Genomic DNA, 17467 nt, shown 5'->3' with positions numbered 1-17467 from the left:
CGGGATCCAGCCAAATCCCGTGTCATCCCGGCCGAAGCGCAGCGAAGAGCCGGGAACCAGGGGCGGCGTACGAAGCGCCTTGTCACCCCCTGGGTCCCGGATAGCCTCTGCGAGGCTTCCGGGATGACACGCCTAGTTTGAACGTAAGGCTCTGCTAAAGCCGCCCCGTCGCCACAGAGAACGTCAGCCGAGCCTTCTTCTCCAGCTCGCTCAGTTCGCGACCTGACACGTAAGACCGCGCCAGCGCCGCCGGGGCCACGGCCGGGAAGGCCGCCACGGGCAGCCGCTTGATCTCGTCCCGCGCGGCCTTCAGCTGAGCCTCGACCCGCTGCTTCACGTCAGCCTGGGTCCAGCTCTCCGGCAGGCGCGAACGCCCGGCCTGCTTCAAGCGCCATAGCCCCGCCAAGCCCCAGGCCCGCGCCGCGCCCTTGACGGCGTGCGGATCGGCGCCGGGATCCAGCCGCCGCGCGGCTAGAACCGCCAGCGCCCCCGCCGTGCCGTCGACATAGGCCATCACCGCCGCCTCGTCGTTCAGCGGGCCTTCGTCCAAGTCCGTGAAGCGCGCATCGGCCAGGGCGGCCAAGGCGTTGGGATCGAAGCCCGACGCGGCCAGGGCCTCGACATTGGGATGCTTGCGCGGCGCCTTGGCGGCCGCGACCTCTTCCATCGCCTCGCGCCACCAGGTGATGCGGATCTCGCCCATCAGGGCGTTGGAGACGCCGCCGGCCACCCGCGCCAGCTCGTAGTTCAGGCCGTACAGCGCGGTCACGTCGGCCCGCGCGGCGGGATCGGCGATGAAGCGGGTCGTCAGCCAGCGGTCGGGATCGACGCGGCGGACGAGGTCGTCGAGGGTTTCGGTGTCGGCCATGAGCTCAAAACGAAGAAGGCCCGCCGGCGAATGCGCGGCGGGCCCTCCCCTTACAGCGTGTCGCCGCCGGCGTCAGCCGAACAGCGTCTGGTTCATCGCCATGGTCGCCAGCATCGGGATGCTGAGCAAGGTGTTGGTGCGCGAAAACAGCATGGCGGTCTTGGCGGCCTTGGCCTTGGCGTCCGCGTCGGCCTCGACTAGCCCCAAGGCGATCTTCTGGTTCGGCCAGATGAAGACCCAGACGTTGAAGAACATCACCGTCGCCAGCCACATGCCGGTGCCGATGAAGGTGAAGCCCATGTCGGCGCCCGGCGTGTAGCCGCCCGCCAGGCCCAGGGTGAAGGCCTCCAGGATATAGCCGCGGCTATAGGCCAGGATGACGCCCATGACCCAGGTCGCCAGGGCGGCCCAGCGGAACCAGAACAAGGCCTCGGGCGCGATGTACTTGCTGACCGCCGGCTTCAGCTCGGCCGGGATCTGCGGCATGACGCGAATCTGCACGAAGTTGAAATAGTACAGCAGCCCGATCCACAGGATGCCGAACAGCACGTGCAGCCAGCGGTAGATGGCCTGGAAATAGACCAGGCCATGCCCTTGCGGGCTGTGGCCGTAGCCAATGACGATCACCAGCGCCAGCACGAAGCTGACGATGATGGTGTTGCGGAAGTTGGAAAGCAGTCCAGACATCGGTTTCCCCCTAGGATCCCTTTTGCTTGGGCGGGACCATAGGGGTGTTTTCGGAGTCGGGCAAAGATTTGGGCGAACAGGGTTCTTGTTGCTCACGCCGCCGCCTTCCTAGGCCCTGCGCCTAGGACCCAGGGTTCAGCGAGCATTGCGCGCGGGCGACCACGCCGACGAATAGCTCTGACCGACGATGAGCCAAGCCGCGCCATGGGTCCTCGCCACAAGGGCGAGGAAGGCTGGTTCTGATTAGACCGCGATGAGCGCCGCGGCCATCCGGCGGCCTTCGCTGGCCAGGACGTTATAGGTGCGAGCCGCGGCCTCGGTGCTCATGAACTCGAGGCCGATCCCCGCGGCTTTCAGGGCGTCGCGCACGGGGCGCGGCGGCAAGGCGTTGGCGAGGCCCACGCCCAGCAGAACAAACTCCACGGCGCCGCCGGCGGCGAAGACCTCGGCGAACGACTCCGGGGTCAGGTCCGCCAGGGCGGTCGCGGCCCAGTCGCGCGGCTGGTCGTCGAGGATCAGCAGCGAGCCGGGCCGCCAGACGCCGGCGACCCGGAAGCCGCCGCCGCCCCAGGCGTCGATGGATGGCGGCTGGCGCATCAGGGCCGCGAGGCCGCGCCGAACTTGACCGGCGTGGCGTCGTCGTCGTTGCGCTTGACGCCCCAGACCAGGATCAGCGGCAGGGCGATGTAGATCGACGAATAGGTGCCGATGATGATGCCGAACACCATGGTGAAGACCAGCGGGAACAGCACCGGACCGCCGAATATCATCGTGCCGCCCAGGGCCAGCAGAGCCGTGGTGCCGGTGATGATCGTCCGCGACAGACGCTCGTTCTCGGACAGGTCGATGATGTCGCGCAGAGGGGTCGTCTTGTACTTGCGCAGGTTCTCTTTCAGACGGTCGAAGGTGATGACCTTTTCGTTCATCGAATAGCCGATCACCGTCAGCAGGGCCGCGATCTCGGTCATCGAGAACTCGATCTTGACCACCGACAGCAGGCCCAGGGTCAGGACGATGTCGTGGATCACGGCCACGACCGCGCCCGTGCCATAGGACAGGCCGAAGCGGAACCAGATGTAGCCCAGGGTCAGCAGCAGGGCGACGCCCAGGGCCTTGAAGCCGGACATCAGAAGCTCGCCCGAGACCTTGGCGCCCACTTCCGAGCGGCTGGTCACCTTCAGGTCGGGGAAGCGCTTGACCAGTTCGCGCTCGACATTGGCCGAGGCCGCGCTGGGGGCCTCGCCCTTGGCCGGAAGGAACTTGACCATGGCCGAGTTCGGCTGGCTGGCGAAGCCCTGCACCTGGGCGTCATGGGCGCCGATCTGGTTCATGGCCGCGCGCAGGTCCGCCAGGGGCACGGGCCGCGACATGGCGATCTCCAGGGCGTTGCCGCCCTTGAAGTCGATGCCGAGGTTCAGCCCCTGCAGGAACAGCGAGGCGATCGCTCCGACCAGCAGGATGGCCGAGAACACGGCCGCGACGGGGGCCCAGCGCACGAAACGGAACTTGGTGGCGCGGGGAATGTAGCGAATGAGGGGCCAACGCATTGGTCGGATCTCCTATGCGATCGGCAGCTTCTTCGGCTTCGTGGCCTTGAACCACCAGCCGATGAGCACTTGGGTGATGAAGATGGCGGTGAACAGCGACGTGAACACGCCGATCACCAGGGTCCAGGCGAAGCCCTTCACCGGGCCCGAGCCGAAGCTGAACATGATCAGGCCCGAGATCAGGCTGGTGATGTTGGCGTCCAGGATCGAGGTCAGGGCCAGCTTGTAGCCGTGGTCGGCCGCGGCCATGGGCGTTCGCCCGGCGTTGGCCTCGTCGCGCATGCGCTCGTAGATCAGAACGTTGGCGTCGACGGCGACGGCCAGGGTCAGGATCAGGCCGGCGATGCCGGGGAAGGTCAGGGTCGCCTGGGTCATCGACATGATGCCGACGATCAGGAGCACGTTGACCACCAGGGCGATGGCCGCGAAGCCGCCGAACAGGCCATAGGCCAGGATCACGAACACGAACATCGACAGCGCGCCGATGGCCAGCGAGATCGAGCCGGCCTTGACGGCGTCGGCGCCGAGCTCGGCGGTCACGGTGCGCTGGTCCTCGACGTTCAGCGGCGCCGGCAGAGCGCCCGAGCGCAGCAGCAGCGACAGTTCGTTGGCGCTCTGGACGGTGAAGTTGCCGGTGATGATGCCGCTGCCGCCGGTGATGGGGCCGTTGATCACGGGCGCCGACAGGATCTTGTCGTCCAGCACGATGGCGAAACGCTTGCCGACATTACGGGCCGTCAGGTCGCCAAACTTTCGGCCGCCAGAGGCGTTGAAGGTCAGCGCCACAACGGGATTGCCGCTCTGCGGGTCGAACTGCTGCTGGGCGTTGGTCAGTTCCTCGCCCGAAACCAGGGCGCGCTTCTTGACCACGTAGTACGGCGAGTACTGATCGCCCGGCAGGACTTCAGACCCCGGGGGAATACGGCCGGCCTGAACGTCTTCCGGCGTCACCGTCTCGTCGACCATCTGGAAGGTCAGCTTGGCGGTCTTGCCGATGATGTCGCGCAGCTTGCCAGGATCGCTCTCGCCCGGCGCCTGGATCATGATCCGGTTTTCGCCCTGGCGGTTGATCGAGGGTTCCTTGGTGCCCAGGCTGTCGATCCGGCGGCGGATCGTCTCGATCGACTGGTCGACCGCCTTGACGGCGTCGGCCTTGATCGCTTCCGGCACGAAGCGGACTTCGATGCGGTTATCGCCCTTGCCCGAGACCGACACGTCCTTGCCGCCGATCACGCCGGCCAGCGGCGCGCCGAGGTTCTTGCGCAGAAGATTCAGGGCGTCGTTGTAGCGGGCCGCGTCGCCGATGCGGACGCTGATGATCTCGCCCTGCTGGTTCAGCTCGCCGAACGGGATCTGCTCGCTGCGCAGCTGGGTGCGGACGTCTTCCGTCAGGTTCGACAGCCGCTCGCGGTGCAGAGCGTCGGTGTCGACCTCATACAGCAGATACGAGCCGCCTTGCAGGTCGAGGCCGAGGTTCAGCTTCTTGTGCGGCAGGAAGCCGGGCAGCGCGTCCAACGTCTTCTGGGGAAGCACGTTGGGCAAGGAGAACAGAATCCCGAAGATCACCGACAGGGTGACGGCGATGATCTTCCAGCGGGAGAGAGTCAGCATGGATCAGAGACTTTTCAGGCGGCGCCGCTACGAACGCCTCGCGAAGGGTGGGGTTCGCCTTAGTTCTTGGCGTCGTTGGCGGCGGCCGGCTCGCCCTTGGCGCGGACTTCCGTGATCATGCCCTTGACGACCTTCACGGTCACGCCCTGGGCGATCTCGACGCCCACTTCCTTGTCTTCGACGCGCACGATCTTGCCCAGCACGCCCGAAGACAGGACGACGGTGTCGCCGCGCTTCAGGTTGGCGAGCATGTTCTGATGCTCCTTGGCGCGCTTCTGCTGAGGACGGATCAGCATGAAGTAGAATAGCACCACCATCAGGAGGATGGGGGCCAGCTGCAGGATCTGGGCGTTCAGGCTGTTCATGGAGACTCCAAAAAATCCGATGAGGCGCGCCGCCTTACATAGGGTCGCGCCAAGTCGGCGGAAGCTATGCGTTCGCCTTCCCTTTTGCAATGCGAGCCCGCGAGGGTATGGAAACGGCCATGACCGACGCGCTCCCCACGCCATTTGGGCCCCTGCTCGCCCGCATCGCCGACGCCCTGGAGCGTCTGGCCCCGCCGCCGCCGGCCGCGCCGGATTTCTCGGGCGCGCGGCTATTCCGGCACGAGCCCGCGACCGGCGCCTTCGCCCCCGCGCCGGACTATCCGCTGTCGCTGGACCTGCTGGTCGGGATCGATCGTCAGAAGGCGCGGTTCGTGGAGAATCTGCGCCGCTTCGCCGTGGGCCTGCCCAGCAACCACGTGCTGCTGTGGGGCGTGCGCGGTACGGGCAAAAGCTCGGTGACAAAGGCCGCCTTCATGGCCCTGGCCGAGGTCTATCCCGATCTGAAGCTGGTCGAGGTCGACCGCGACGAGGTCGCGGCGTTGCCGCCGCTCTTTGATCTGTTGCGAGCCCGTGCGGAGCGCTTCGTCGTGCTGTGCGACGACCTCTCGTTCGAGGACGGCGCGGCGGCGGCCAAGGCCCTGAAGTCGGCGCTGGAAGGCGGCGTCTCGGGGCCGCCGGAAAACGTGCTGTTCGTCGCCACCTCGAACCGCCGCCACCTGATGCCGCGCGACCACGTCGAAAGCCAGGGCGCGATCGCCGCCGCCGAGAACGCCGAAGAGGAGATGAGCGTCTCCGATCGCTTCGGCCTATGGATCGGCTTCCCTCCGATGGACCAGGACACCTATCTGGGCGCCATCCACGCCTATGCCGAGCGCTTTGGCCTCTCGGCGCCCGACCTCGACCGCCGCGCCCTGCAGTGGTCGACCCAGCGCGGCGGCCGCTCGGGCCGGGTGGCCTGGCAGTTCGTGCGCGATCTGGCCGGCGAACTGGGCGTCAAGCTGCCGGCCTAGGCGGCGTCGAGGCGCGCAGACGATTTCATGGTCCGCCGGAGACTTCAGGGTTTGCGCTGGCCGAGCCGGTGCGATCAAGTCGCCGCGTCGGCGCGTGGCCGACTCTCGCAGGTGAAGCGCGCCGTGAAGTCCGCAGCCCTCGTCCTCAGCGCCCCGGTGGCGGCGCTCCTGCTCCTGGGCCCTTCGGAGGGCGCTGCCACCGTTCCCCCTCCCCTCGTGGTCCCGTTCGACTTCTCGCGTGGGACGATAGACCTTGAGGTCAAGGTTCACGGCCAGCCGCTGCGGATGATCCTCGACACGGGGGTCGATCCCTCGGTGATCGATCTTTCGCGGGCGCAGGCCCTGGGGCTGAAAATCGATCGCGGAGACGGCGGCGAGGCCACGGGCTTTGGCGACGGCAAGGGCGCTCAGGTCTTTCCGGGCCTCATCGACCAACTGACCATCGGAGACCAAGCCTTCGCGCCCTTCGACACCGTCGCGTCGGACATGACCGGCCTTTCCGCGAGCTACGGCCGTCCGCTCGACGGCGTGATCGGCTACAGCTTTCTCGCCGATAAGACGGTGTTGATCGATTATCCGGGTCAGACCATCGCCATCCTGAGCCGCGCGGACCAGGCCAAGGCCCTGACGGCGACCTGCCGCCAGCGCTGGGCGACACCCCTCAAGACCGTGGACAGCTTCCCGATCATTCCGGGTTTCCGCTTCGGCGCCGCGCGCGCGCCGGTCAGCCTGGACACCGGCTCCAACGGCGCGGTCGGCCTGTTCAAGAGCGCCCTCGACCTCCCCGGCGTGAAGGCCGGCCTGGCGGAAGCCGGCTCGGTCACCCGCACCGGCGCTCGGGGCGAGGCCAAGGCCAAGTCCTACGTCTTCAAGGGTTCCGTCGGCTTTGGCCCCTTCACCGCGACGGAGACGCCCATGAGCGTCTATTCGGCAGCCGGCTCGGCCAAGACCCGCGTCGCCAATGTCGGCAACAAGCTGATGGCGCAGATGAAGCTGAAGGTGCTGTTCGACTATCGCGGCAAGCGGATGGTCTTCTACGGCGACTGCGGCGGCTAGGCCCAAGAAAGAAAAAGGCCCGCCTCTTTCAAAGCGGGCCTTGCGTCCTAGCGCGGCAGCAGCAAACCCGGATCGACCGGCTTGGCCTTGTCCTTGACCGTCGGCGCGTAGCGCATCTCGAAATGCAGCTGGGGCTCGTTGACCCCGCCCGTGGCGCCGACCGCGCCGATCTGGTCGCCCTGCTTGACCTGCTGGCGCATCTTCACGGTGGTGCTGGAGAGGTGGGCGTAGGCCGTGACCCAGCCGTCCGCGTGCTTGACCAGCACGAGGTTGCCGAAGGTCGGGACCTGGTTGCCGGCGTAGGCGATCTCGCCATCGGCGGCCGCGAGCACCGGCGTGCCCTGCGGCGCGCGGATGTTCAGGCCGTCGTTGCGCTGGCCCGTGCCCTTGACGCCGAAGTCGGAGATGACCTCTCCACGCAGGGGCCAGTCGAACTTGCCCTTGCCCGAGGCGATGATCTCGGCCTCGGTCGGGGCGGCGCTGCTCTCGATGATCGGACGCGAGGAGGCCGACGGCGGTGTCACCGGCTGGGCGGCGACCGGCGCGCTGGGGCGCGGGTAGCTGGGGGTGTAGGGAACCGGAGCCGACGGCGTCGAGGGCGCGGGCGTCGGCGTCTCGACCCGGGTGTAGCTGTTCGACGGCTCAACCGGCGCGGGCCTGGAGACCGTGGTCGTGGTCTTCAGCGGCCCCTTGTCGCGGAAGCCGTCCGGCAGCCGAATCTTCTGGCCCTTCTTGATCGTCGCGGTGGCGCGCAGGCCGTTCTCGGCGGCGAGGGCCCTGGCGGTCACGCCAAAGCGCTTGCCGATCTCGGCCAGGGTGTCGCCCGACTGGGCGACATAGGCCTTCTGCTCGGTGGCCGGGCCCTTGATCTTCTGGCCCAGACGCAGGGTCTGGCCCTTCTTGATCTTGTTGTCCTCGGCCAGGTCATTGACGCTGACATCGAACTTCTTGGCGATCGACGTCAGGGTGTCGCCCGACTTGACCGTATGGACCTGGCGCTTGCCGGCGATCTCGACCACCGCGCCGGTGACGCTGAGCGAGGTGGTGCTGACGGTCGTGGACTCGGCGGCGGGCTGACGCGAGGGCTTGGACGCGCTGGCGCGGGTCGGCGCCGGAGCCGGGGCGGCCTCTTCCTCGGCGACGGCTTCCGGCGCGGCGGTCCCTGGAACGACCGACGTCGTCTTGATCGGACCCTTGTCCTTGAAGCCGTCAGGCAGTTTCAGGCGCTGGCCCTTCCTGATCGACGCGCCGGTCGAAAGGTCGTTCTCCTCGGCCAGGGCCGAGGCCGTGACGTTGAAGCGCTTGGCGATCGCGAACATCGTGTCGCCGGTCTGGACGACATAGGCCTTCTGCTCGCTGGACGGGCCCTTGATCTTTTGGCCCAGACGCAGGGTCTGGCCCTTCTTGATGTCGTTGTCCTTGGCCAAGTCGTTGACGTTGACGCCGAACTTCTTGGCGATCGAGGTCAAGGTGTCGCCCGACTTCACCACGTGGACCTGGGCCTTGCCGTCGACGTCGACGACAGGACCGGTCACCGAGGTGGTCACGACGGTCTTGGGCGGGATGGCGCGCAGAGCGGCGTGGGCGGTCGGAGCGGGCGACGCCGGCGGCGGCAATTCGGACTGGGTCACCGGGGCCAGGGGCTGCGACTTCACCGGCGCCGGAGCCGGCGCGGCGGCCACCATCGGCGCGGTCGCCACGGCGTCGCTCTCGGCGCCGGACTCGGGCGCGGCGGCCATGGGCGCGGCTTGAGACGCCGAGGACGGCGGCTGGGTGATCGGGAAGTTCGGGGTCGGCATCCGCGTCGCGGTCGCCGGGGCCTGGCCCTCGCGCGTCGCATATTGCGGAGCGGTCGCACAGGCGGAGAGCGTTCCAGCCGTCAGGGCGATCACCGCCGCTTGCGTCCACAACTGCCTCATGACGTCTCCTTTCCCGCCGGGCCTTCACAAGGCTCCGCCAGGGTGAATCAAGTCTTAACACCAAGGCCGCCGGACCATGCCCGACGCCCCAAACTCACTGATCCTTGGCGACGCCGGCCAGCAGCGGCACGAACCGCACGTCGCACAGGATTTCGACCCGGAAGCCCCCCTTGCCGTCACCCGCGTAGCGGCGAAGACTCTGGACTGGCCCCTTCCCCACCGGCGCGACCAGCACGCCGTTGGGCTTCAGCTGAGAAAGCAGCCTCTTGGGATCATCTTCGGCCGCAGCCGTGACCATAATGCGGTCGAATGGCGCCTGTTCGGCCCATCCTTCGCCGCCATCGCCGAACTTGGTGATGACATTGGTCAGGCCAAGCTTCTGGAAGCGGCCCTCGGCCTCTTTCATCAGGGTCCGGTAGCGCTCGATCGTATAGACGAGGCGCGAGACCTTGCTGAGGATCGTGGTCTGGTAGCCCGAGCCGGTGCCGATCTCCAAGACGCGAGAGCGCGGCTCCACGGTCAACGCCTGGGTCATCAGGCCGACGATGAACGGCTGGCTTATGGTCTGGCCGCAGGCGATCGGCAGGGCCGAGTCCTCCCACGAACGATCCTTGAACAGGTCCGGCGTGAAAAGGTCGCGCGGCGTGGTCTCGATGGCCTTCAGCACCTGGGGATCGGTGACCCCCTGGTCGCGCAAGGCCTGCATCAGGCGCGGCAGGTCGGCCTTGGCGTTTTCGGCGGCCTTGGTCGTCCGTCCGCTCATTCCGCCACCTTAAGCTTCGGCGGCGCGCCGCCCAGCACGCTCTTCAGCTTGTGGACGGTCTCGTGGTGGGTCAGGTCGATGTGCAGCGGCGTGACCGAGATGCGTCCGTCGTAGACGGCGCGCAGGTCGGTGCCCTCGGCCGGGCTCGAGGCCTTGGCCGTGAACCCCATCCAGTAATAGTCGCGGCCGCGCGGATCGGTGCGCTTTTCCATGTGGCGCAGGTGGCCATCGCGGAAGCCCTGGCGGGTCACCTCGACCGTCGTGACCTGCTCGGGCGGCACGGCCGGGAAGTTGACGTTCATGATCACGTCCGACGGCCAGCCCACTTCCAGCAAGCGCTGGATGATCCCCGAACCAAAGGCCTCGGCCGTCTCCCAGTGGGCGACGATCTCGTCATGGAAATAGGTCATTGACTGCGACAGGGCGATCGATGGGATGCCCAGGGCCATGCCCTCGATCGCGCCGGCGACCGTGCCCGATAGAGTGACGTCCTCGGCGATGTTCTGGCCGCGATTGACGCCCGACAGCACCAGGTCGGGCTTGGCGCCTTCGACCAGTTCCTGAACGCCCATCATCACGCAGTCGGTCGGCGTGCCCTCGACGGCGAAGCGGCGCGGATCCAGGCGGCGGACACGCAGCGGGTCCGCCAACGTCAGGGCTCGGCTGGCGCCCGACTGCTCGTACTCGGGCGCGCAGATCCAGACGTCGTCGCTGAGCGCCCGCGCGATCGCCTCAAGCGCCGTCAGGCCCGGCGCGTGGATGCCGTCGTCGTTGGTGAGGAGGATCCTCACGCCGCGCCCCCGATGTGCGTGATCCCGCCCATATAGGGCTGCAGCACGGCCGGGATGTGGATGCGCCCGCCCTCGTCCTGGTAGTTCTCAAGCACGGCCACCAGGGTGCGGCCCACGGCCAGGCCCGAGCCGTTCAGGGTGTGGACGAAGTGACCGCCCTTCTCGCCGGTCTTGCGGTAGCGGGCCTCCATGCGGCGAGCCTGGAAGTCGCCGCAGTTCGAGCACGAGCTGATCTCGCGATACATGTCCTGAGACGGCAGCCAGACCTCGAGGTCGTAGGTCTTGCGGGCGCCGAAGCCCATGTCGCCGGTGCACAGCAGCATGGTGCGGAACGGCAGCTCCAGCTTCTTCAGCACCGTCTCGGCGCATTCGACCATGCGCTGGTGCTCGGCCTCGGACTGATCGGGCGTGGTGATCGAGACCAGCTCGACCTTGTAGAACTGGTGCTGGCGGATCATGCCGCGGGTGTCGCGCCCGGCCGAACCGGCCTCGGCGCGGAAGGACGGCGTCAGGGCCGTCAGGCGCATCGGCAGCTCTTCCTCGGCGACGAGCTGCTCACGCACGATGTTGGTCAGCGAGACCTCGGCGGTCGGAATCAGCCAGCGGTCGTCCGTGGTGTGGAAGAGGTCCTCGGCGAACTTCGGCAGCTGGCCCGTTCCGTAAAGCGCCTCGCTCTTCACCAGCAGCGGCGGGCTGACTTCCGTGTAGCCGTGCTCGACCGTCTGCAGGTCCAGCATGAACTGGCCGATCGCGCGCTCCAGGCGAGCGATCTCCTTCTTCAGCACCACGAAGCGCGCGCCACTCATGCGGGCGGCGGCCTCGAAGTCCATGCCGCCGAGAGCCGCGCCCAGGTCGACGTGGTCCTTGGGCTTGTTCAGCTTGCCGGCGGGCAGCTTGGCGGCGTCGCCCCAGCGGCGCTGCTCGACATTGCCCGCCTCGTCCTCGCCGACCGGAACCTCGGGCGCGGGGATGTTGGGCAAGGACGCCAGCAGGTCCTTCAGCTTGCCGCCGACCAGCGCCTCCTCTTCGGCCGCGGCGGCCATGACGCCCTTCAGCGCCTCGACCTCGGCCATCAGGCGCTGGGCTTCGGCCTCGTCCTTCTTGGCCTTGGCCATGCCGATCAGCTTGGAGCTTTCGTTGCGCTTGGCCTGGGCTTCTTGCAGCGTCGTCTGGGCCGCGCGCAGCTGGGCGTCGAGCTTCACGGCCTCGGCGGCCGCGCCTGAACGCCCCTTGGCCGACCAGTGGCGGTCGAAGGCTTCGGGATTGTCGCGGATGGCCTTGATGTCGTGCATCGAACGCAAGCTCGGAAGAGGCGGTGGGAAACGCCCTCTCTAAGGCGCGTCGGCGGGGGCGCCAAGCGCCGCGACGCCCCTATGGGCTCAAGACGAGGCGCTCTCCAAAAGCGGGAGGGTTTCAAGAGGTGCGACCGCACGTCGCACCTAATTCCTACACCTTAATAGGAATTAGCCCTCCTTCCACACCCGGACTTAATCGCGATCGCCGAAAAGCCGCGCCCAATTCAGTACGCGTTTTTGACCTTTACGGCCCTCCCCGGCCCTTCTCGATCATTCAGAGGATTTTGAACCATGAAGACCTTCGCCGCTTTCGCCGCGCTCGCCATCGCCGCCGCCGTCGCCGCTCCGGCCGGCGCCGCCACCAACGAAATCCGCGTCTCGATCGCGAACAAGAACTCGGTTCAGATCGAAAACGAAATCAAGGCCGCCGCCGCCACCGTCTGCGCCACGACCTCGCAAGCCTACGCCGATGACTGCGTCGATGGCGCCGTGATGAGCGCTCACCGTCAACTGGCCTCGATCCTGCGCGCTCGCGAAGCTGGCAAGACCCAAGTCGCTCAAAGCGTCTCGGTCGTCCGCATCTCGCTGAAAGGCAAGAGCCTGGATCAAGTCCACGCCGAAATCCGCACCGCCGCCCAGACGGTTTGCAAGGCCCAGCCGAACTTCAGCGTCGTGACCTACCAAGCCTGCGTGACCGACACGGTCCGCGCGGCCAAGAGCCAACTGCAAGCCCGCGTCGGCGCTTCGGCCTAAGACTTTCGGTTCGTCCGAAACAAGAAGGGCTCCGCCACCGGCGGAGCCCTTTTTCGTGTGCATAAGGTTGCCGCACATCAACAAATGCTCGTGTCATCCCGGCCGAAGCGCAGTGTAGAGCCGGGACCCAGGGGCGAAAAACCACTGAGCTCGCTGCCCCTGGGTCCCGGATAGCCTCTTCGAGGCTTCCGGGATGACACAGTGATTGTAGACGGGAGGATAGGATCCGAGAGGCGGCAGCGGACTAGTCCGTCAGACCGGCTTCTTCGTCCTCGCGCTTGCGACGGCGCTCGATCAGCCACACGCACCAGATCGAGACCTCGTAGAGCAGGCACAGCGGCACAGCCAAGGTGATCTGGCTGATCGGATCCGGCGGGGTGACGATGGCCGCCAGCACGAAGACGGCGACGATCGCATAGCGGCGGCCCGTCCGCAGCATCTTGGAATCGACCAGTCCCGCCAGGCCGGCCAGCGACAGCACGACCGGCAGTTGGAAGCTCAGGCCAAAGGCCAGCAGCAGGGTCGTGACCAGGGTCAGATATTCCGACACCCGCGTCTGCAGCACGACCTTCACGCCTTCGCCGACGATCTGCTGGCTCAGCGAGAACCACAGCACGAACGGCAGCATCACGTAATAGACCAGCGCCGAGCCCATCAGGAACAGGATCGGCGAGGCGATCAGGAACGGCAGGAACGCGTTGCGCTCCTTCTTGTAGAGGCCAGGCGCGACGAAGCGGTACAGCTGCCAGGCGATGATCGGGAACGCCAGGATGATGGCCCCGAACGCCGACAGCTTGATGTTGGTGAAGAACTGCTCCAGCGGCGCGGTCGCCTGCAGGGTGATCCCAGCCATGGCGCTGGCCGGCACGGTCTTCAGGCCCACCAGGGCCAGCAGCAGGTCGAACGAGCCGTGTTGGCCGCCCGCGTCCTCCATGGCCTTGAGGCCTTCGGCCACGGTGAACGGCCGCACCAGGAACAGGAAGATCGGCTTCACGAAGGCGAAGCAGACGCCGAACGCCACGGCGATCGACGCGACGCAGATGATCAGCCGCATGCGCAGCTCGATCAGGTGATCCAGCAGAGGCGCGCGCGAGGCCTCGATCTCGTCCTCGTGGTCGTATCCGATGGCTTTGTCGTTCACGAGACGATGTCCGAAGCTTTGGAGCCGGCCTTGGGAGCGCGCTTACGCGGCGCGGCGACGGCCTTGGGCGTCTCCACCGAGATGTCCTTCTTGGCCGCGCGCTTGCGCGGGGCCTTCGGGGTCTCGACGACCGCCGGCTCGGCGACCGCCTTCTTGCGGGAGGCGCGCTTGGGCTTCTCGACGATCTCGGCGGCCGGCGGCGGCAAGATGGAGGGTTCGGCGGCCGGCGTCGGATCGTGGATCTCGCCGCCAGCATAGGGATGCATCTGGGTCGCGCCGCTGCTCAACGAGGCGTCGATTTCGGCGAAGACCTGATCGGCGCCGCCTTCGCGGACCGCGTCGGCCGCCGCCTGCACGGGACTGGAGTACTGGCCCGAGCGCATCGCCTGGACCTCGCGGCGCAGCTCGTCCAGCTCGGACTGACGCGCCATCTCGTCGAAGCTGGCCCGGAATTCCGAGGCCATGCCGCGCATCCTGCCGACGAACTGGCCGAGCTTGCGCAGCAGCGCGGGCAGGTCCTTGGGACCGACCACGATCAGGGCGACGGCGGCGATGACGAGTAGTTCTGTGCCGCCGATATCAGGAAGCATGGACGCGCCTTAGAGCGGCGGGGCCTCAAGACCCCCCGGGAAGGGTGGACCAAAACGCGCGGAGACCGCCCCCGCGCGCCTCAAACCTTACGACTTGCGAAGCTCTTCCGCCTCGGCCTCGGTGCGCGGCAGGGCGCCCTTGGCCTTGTTGTCGGCGACTTCGCTGCTGGTGTCGTCCTTCAGGCCATCCTTGAACGCCCGGATGCCCTTGGCCGCGTCGCCCATGATGCCCGACAGCTTGCCGCGGCCTCCGAACAGCAGCAGCACGACGACGGCGACGATGATCCAGTGGATAGGACCGAGACTTCCCATAACCGAGACTCCTTGCGACAGCGCCAGATAGCCGGTGCGCCGCGTCGTTACAACATGCCCTGGAATATAGGCGTTCGCGGGGCCGACGACCATCGTTCGCCCCGAAGACGTCGTTTCGGACAAGGCTGGGCAGCTTCTGCTGGGCCAACTTGGCCGCCAGACCGCCCACGCGACAAGGTCCAAGCCCACAAGTCTTTGAAAAGCATAGCTTCGAGGCGATGGCGCATTTCTTGCCAAGATGTCGCACCCCTTTCGCGTTCGGGAGTGCGTCTCATGTCGATTTCGTCGGTCGGTCCCTCGTCGTCCTACGCCTATGCGGGCGTCAGCGCGTCCACCACCTCGCCGATCGGCGAGCCCACGGCCAAGGACGAGTTCCTGAAATTCCAGTCCAAATCACCCGCCGAGAAGATGCGGGCGATGATCCTGGCCAAGCTCGGCGTCACCGAGGAGCAGGTGAAGGCCATGTCCACGGAGGATCGGAAGAAGATCGAGGACAAGATCAAGGACATGATCAAGCAGCAGGTCCAGAACGACATCGGCAAGAAGGGCCAGACAGGCCTGGTCGCCGATATCCTGGCCTAGCGACAGGCCTCAGCTGTCGGCCTTCTCGGGTTCGCCCAGGAAGTCCTGGGCGAACTCCGGCGTCTCGCCGTCGTCCAGATCCAGCGGATCTTCCTCATCGCCCGTCGGACGCAGGCCCAAGGGGTCTGGCACGGTAAAGCCGGGCGGCAGGTTCATTTCCAGAAGACCCGCGGCCTTCATCTCGGCGACGCCAGGCAGATCGGCCAGCGACGCCAAGCCGTAGTGCTCGAGAAAGGCGTCGGTGGTGCCGAAGGTCACGGGGCGCCCCGGCGTGCGTCGCCGCCCGCGCATGCGGATCAGGCCCAGCTCCAGCAGGACGTCCAGCGTGCCGCGGCTGGCCTGGACGCCGCGGACGGCTTCGATCTCGGCGCGGGTCACGGGCTGGTGGTAGGCGACGATGGCCAGGGTCTCCTGGGCGGCCTTGGACAGGCGGCGCGGCTCTTCGCGCTCCTCGGTCATCAGGAAAGCCAGGTCATTGGCCGTCTGGTACCGCCAGCGCCCGGCCACCTCGACCAGCTCGATCCCCCTGCCCGCATAGCGCGCGCGCAGGCTGGCGATCGCCGCGGCGATGTCGGCGCCTTCCGGCAGGCGCTTAGCCAGGTCGACGTCGCTAAGCGGCTCGGCCGCCGCGAACAGCAGGGCCTCGATGCAGCGCTCGACGAAGAGAGGGTCCAGCTCGGCGGTCATTCCCACCCCATAGCCGATTTCCCCGGCGAATGCCGGGGCCCAGATTCAGACTGAGCGGTTTGGGATAATTCGAAAGACGCCCAGCCCTTTCGTTGGACGACCATGGGATCGATCTGGACCCCGGCATTCGCCGGGGAAGTCGGAAAAAGTGAAGGTCTCACGCCCCCACCTCCAGCGGCTCCGCCCTAGTCCTCAGATAGATGTCCTGGAAATGCTCAAGCTGGCGCGCCTCAAGCACGCCTTCCTTGACCAGCTCCAGCGAGGCCGAGAGCGTCGAGGCCAGGTACGAGGCGGGCGTGGGCCCATCGTCATCCTCCAGCGCCTGCTCGATCGGGGCGACGGACGACAGGACCGTCCAGTCCTCCATCTTCGGCAGCAGGCTGCGCAGGCGGTCGCGGGCGTCTTCCAGCGGATAGGCGGTCGGCGGACGCGGGGCGTAGTGGCGGCTGTGCTCGCGCTTGCGCTGCTCGATATAGGCGCTCATCAGGCCGTAGAGGTCGCCCTCCAGCCGCGTCGAGGACACGATCTTCACCGCCTCCGGGTCGCCGCGCATGAAGACGTCCTGGCCCAGGATCGGCCGCTCCTTGAGCGCCTCGACGGCCTTGCGCATGACGTCGAGTTTGGCGAGGCGGAAGGCCAGTTGCGCGGCCATCTCCTCGGCCGGCGGCTCCTCGGCCTTGGGCTGCTCGGGCTTGGGCAGCAGCAGGCGGGACTTGAGGTAGGCCAGCCAAGCGGCCATGACGAGATAGTCCGCCGCCAAGGCGAAGCGCACGCGGCGCGCCTGCTGAACGAAGGCCAGGTACTGTTCGGCCAGGCGCGTGATCGACAGCTGCAGCAGGTCGACCTTCTGGCTGCGCGCCAGCGCCAGCAGGACGTGCAGCGGACCTTCGTAGCCGTCGATGTCGATGACGAGCGCGGCGCCGTCCTCGGCCGCCTCGTTGGCGGCCTCGAAGTCGAATGTGGGCTGAAAGCCCGTGCTCAAGCGTACTTTCCGTCAAACGCCGCGTCGAAGCGGGCGCGAGCCTCGGCGACATCGAATGGCTCGGGGACCTTGACCAGACGGTTCATGAGCGCCTGGGCCCGGCGGCGGGCCTCCTTGGACATCCGGCCAACGCCCGACATCACGGCCTTCATCTCGGCCATGTCGCCATTGCAGTGCAGGACGACGTCGCAGCCGGCCGACAGGCTGTCCTTGGCGCGCTGCTTGAAGTCGCCCGACAGCGCCTTCATCGACAAATCATCGCTCATCAGAAGGCCGTCGAAGCCCATGGATTCGCGGATGATTTTCTTGATCACCTTCTTCGAGGTGGTGGCCGGGTTCTTGCGGTCGATGGCCGTGTAGACGACGTGGGCCGTCATCGCCATCGGCATGTCGGACAACACCCGGAACGGCGCGAAGTCGCGGGCGTCCAGCTCGGCCAGCTTGGCCTTGACCACCGGCAGTTCCAGGTGGCTGTCGGCCATGGCGCGGCCGTGGCCGGGGATGTGCTTGATGATCGGCAGCACGCCGCCGGCCAGCAGGCCCTCGG

20 protein-coding genes and 1 pseudogene are annotated in these 17467 nt (G+C 67.1%); 5 read left to right on the top strand and 16 right to left on the bottom strand.

Features of this window, described 5'->3' with window-relative positions:
- Window positions 1–14 precede the first annotated feature (14 nt).
- Window positions 15–101, top strand: a pseudogene (locus tag Q0379_RS09940) (hypothetical protein); the annotation flags it as partial.
- A gap of 53 nt (window positions 102–154) precedes the next feature.
- Here the strand turns inward: Q0379_RS09940 and Q0379_RS09935 are convergent.
- The 6 genes from Q0379_RS09935 to yajC form a co-directional block, all read right to left on the bottom strand.
- Window positions 155–868 carry a squalene/phytoene synthase family protein gene (locus Q0379_RS09935; RefSeq protein ID WP_299007771.1) on the bottom strand — a complete coding sequence of 238 codons (714 nt, stop codon included), beginning with the start codon at window positions 866–868 and terminating at the stop codon, window positions 155–157.
- Window positions 869–940: 72 nt separating this feature from the next.
- Complete coding sequence (locus tag Q0379_RS09930) at window positions 941–1555, bottom strand: urate hydroxylase PuuD (RefSeq protein WP_299007768.1); 615 nt, start codon at window positions 1553–1555, stop codon at window positions 941–943.
- A gap of 243 nt (window positions 1556–1798) precedes the next feature.
- Window positions 1799–2152 (bottom strand): MTH938/NDUFAF3 family protein, encoded by a 354-nt coding sequence (locus tag Q0379_RS09925; protein ID WP_299007765.1) that lies wholly within the window; start codon window positions 2150–2152, stop codon window positions 1799–1801.
- Window positions 2152–3102, bottom strand: coding sequence for a protein translocase subunit SecF (secF, locus tag Q0379_RS09920; protein WP_299007762.1), 951 nt, complete (start codon window positions 3100–3102; stop codon window positions 2152–2154). Before secF ends, Q0379_RS09925 begins: the two co-directional genes overlap by 1 nt.
- A gap of 12 nt (window positions 3103–3114) precedes the next feature.
- A complete protein-coding gene (secD, locus tag Q0379_RS09915; RefSeq protein WP_299007759.1) occupies window positions 3115–4713 on the bottom strand; it encodes a protein translocase subunit SecD in 1599 nt (532 codons plus the stop codon).
- A gap of 59 nt (window positions 4714–4772) precedes the next feature.
- Window positions 4773–5078 (bottom strand): preprotein translocase subunit YajC, encoded by a 306-nt coding sequence (gene yajC / locus Q0379_RS09910; RefSeq protein ID WP_066683121.1) that lies wholly within the window; start codon window positions 5076–5078, stop codon window positions 4773–4775.
- A gap of 119 nt (window positions 5079–5197) precedes the next feature.
- Between yajC and Q0379_RS09905 the strand changes: the two genes are divergently transcribed.
- Together Q0379_RS09905 and Q0379_RS09900 are read left to right on the top strand one after the other, a co-directional pair.
- Entirely contained in the window at window positions 5198–6049 is an 852-nt protein-coding gene (locus tag Q0379_RS09905) for an ATP-binding protein (RefSeq protein WP_299007755.1), read from the top strand.
- Window positions 6050–6172: 123 nt separating this feature from the next.
- Complete coding sequence (locus Q0379_RS09900) at window positions 6173–7105, top strand: retropepsin-like aspartic protease (protein ID WP_299007752.1); 933 nt, start codon at window positions 6173–6175, stop codon at window positions 7103–7105.
- Window positions 7106–7152: 47 nt separating this feature from the next.
- On the opposite strand, the gene Q0379_RS09895 is transcribed toward Q0379_RS09900, so the two are convergent.
- From Q0379_RS09895 to serS, 4 genes are all read right to left on the bottom strand, one after another.
- Window positions 7153–9024: a LysM peptidoglycan-binding domain-containing protein gene (locus tag Q0379_RS09895; RefSeq protein WP_299007750.1), complete on the bottom strand. Its 1872-nt coding sequence runs from the start codon at window positions 9022–9024 to the stop codon at window positions 7153–7155.
- Between the two features lie 94 nt (window positions 9025–9118).
- Window positions 9119–9787 carry a protein-L-isoaspartate(D-aspartate) O-methyltransferase gene (locus tag Q0379_RS09890; RefSeq protein WP_066683119.1) on the bottom strand — a complete coding sequence of 223 codons (669 nt, stop codon included), beginning with the start codon at window positions 9785–9787 and terminating at the stop codon, window positions 9119–9121.
- Entirely contained in the window at window positions 9784–10578 is a 795-nt protein-coding gene (gene surE, locus Q0379_RS09885; RefSeq protein WP_299007745.1) for a 5'/3'-nucleotidase SurE, read from the bottom strand. The genes Q0379_RS09890 and surE overlap by 4 nt, the downstream gene beginning before the upstream one ends.
- Complete coding sequence (gene serS, locus Q0379_RS09880) at window positions 10575–11870, bottom strand: serine--tRNA ligase (RefSeq protein WP_299007742.1); 1296 nt, start codon at window positions 11868–11870, stop codon at window positions 10575–10577. The genes surE and serS overlap by 4 nt, the downstream gene beginning before the upstream one ends.
- 294 nt (window positions 11871–12164) lie before the next feature.
- Here serS and Q0379_RS09875 point away from each other — a divergent pair, with 294 nt between their 5' ends.
- Window positions 12165–12626 (top strand): hypothetical protein, encoded by a 462-nt coding sequence (locus Q0379_RS09875; protein ID WP_299007739.1) that lies wholly within the window; start codon window positions 12165–12167, stop codon window positions 12624–12626.
- Between the two features lie 244 nt (window positions 12627–12870).
- On the opposite strand, the gene tatC is transcribed toward Q0379_RS09875, so the two are convergent.
- From tatC to tatA, 3 genes are all read right to left on the bottom strand, one after another.
- Window positions 12871–13767, bottom strand: a complete 897-nt coding sequence (gene tatC, locus Q0379_RS09870; RefSeq protein ID WP_299007736.1) for a twin-arginine translocase subunit TatC — start codon at window positions 13765–13767, stop codon at window positions 12871–12873.
- Window positions 13764–14357 carry a Sec-independent protein translocase protein TatB gene (gene tatB, locus Q0379_RS09865; RefSeq protein ID WP_299007734.1) on the bottom strand — a complete coding sequence of 198 codons (594 nt, stop codon included), beginning with the start codon at window positions 14355–14357 and terminating at the stop codon, window positions 13764–13766. Before tatB ends, tatC begins: the two co-directional genes overlap by 4 nt.
- 87 nt (window positions 14358–14444) lie before the next feature.
- Window positions 14445–14669 carry a twin-arginine translocase TatA/TatE family subunit gene (gene tatA, locus Q0379_RS09860; protein WP_047404445.1) on the bottom strand — a complete coding sequence of 75 codons (225 nt, stop codon included), beginning with the start codon at window positions 14667–14669 and terminating at the stop codon, window positions 14445–14447.
- Window positions 14670–14942: 273 nt separating this feature from the next.
- On the opposite strand from tatA, the gene Q0379_RS09855 reads away from it, so the two are divergent.
- Entirely contained in the window at window positions 14943–15251 is a 309-nt protein-coding gene (locus Q0379_RS09855; RefSeq protein ID WP_299007731.1) for a hypothetical protein, read from the top strand.
- 9 nt (window positions 15252–15260) lie between these two features.
- Here Q0379_RS09855 and scpB read toward each other — a convergent pair whose 3' ends face one another.
- From scpB to Q0379_RS09840, 3 genes are all read right to left on the bottom strand, one after another.
- Window positions 15261–15938, bottom strand: coding sequence for an SMC-Scp complex subunit ScpB (gene scpB, locus Q0379_RS09850; RefSeq protein WP_299007729.1), 678 nt, complete (start codon window positions 15936–15938; stop codon window positions 15261–15263).
- Between the two features lie 157 nt (window positions 15939–16095).
- Window positions 16096–16920, bottom strand: a complete 825-nt coding sequence (locus tag Q0379_RS09845; RefSeq protein ID WP_299007726.1) for a ScpA family protein — start codon at window positions 16918–16920, stop codon at window positions 16096–16098.
- The coding region (locus tag Q0379_RS09840; protein ID WP_299007722.1) for a glycoside hydrolase family 3 N-terminal domain-containing protein at window positions 16917–17467 on the bottom strand (551 nt) is incomplete at its 5' end. The genes Q0379_RS09845 and Q0379_RS09840, both read right to left, overlap by 4 nt.

The sequence above is a fragment of the uncultured Caulobacter sp. genome, assembly GCF_937900395.1.
GTDB lineage: Bacteria > Pseudomonadota > Alphaproteobacteria > Caulobacterales > Caulobacteraceae > Caulobacter.
Note: the sequence above shows the minus strand (reverse complement) of the source record. Positions and strands in the feature narration are given on the sequence as shown.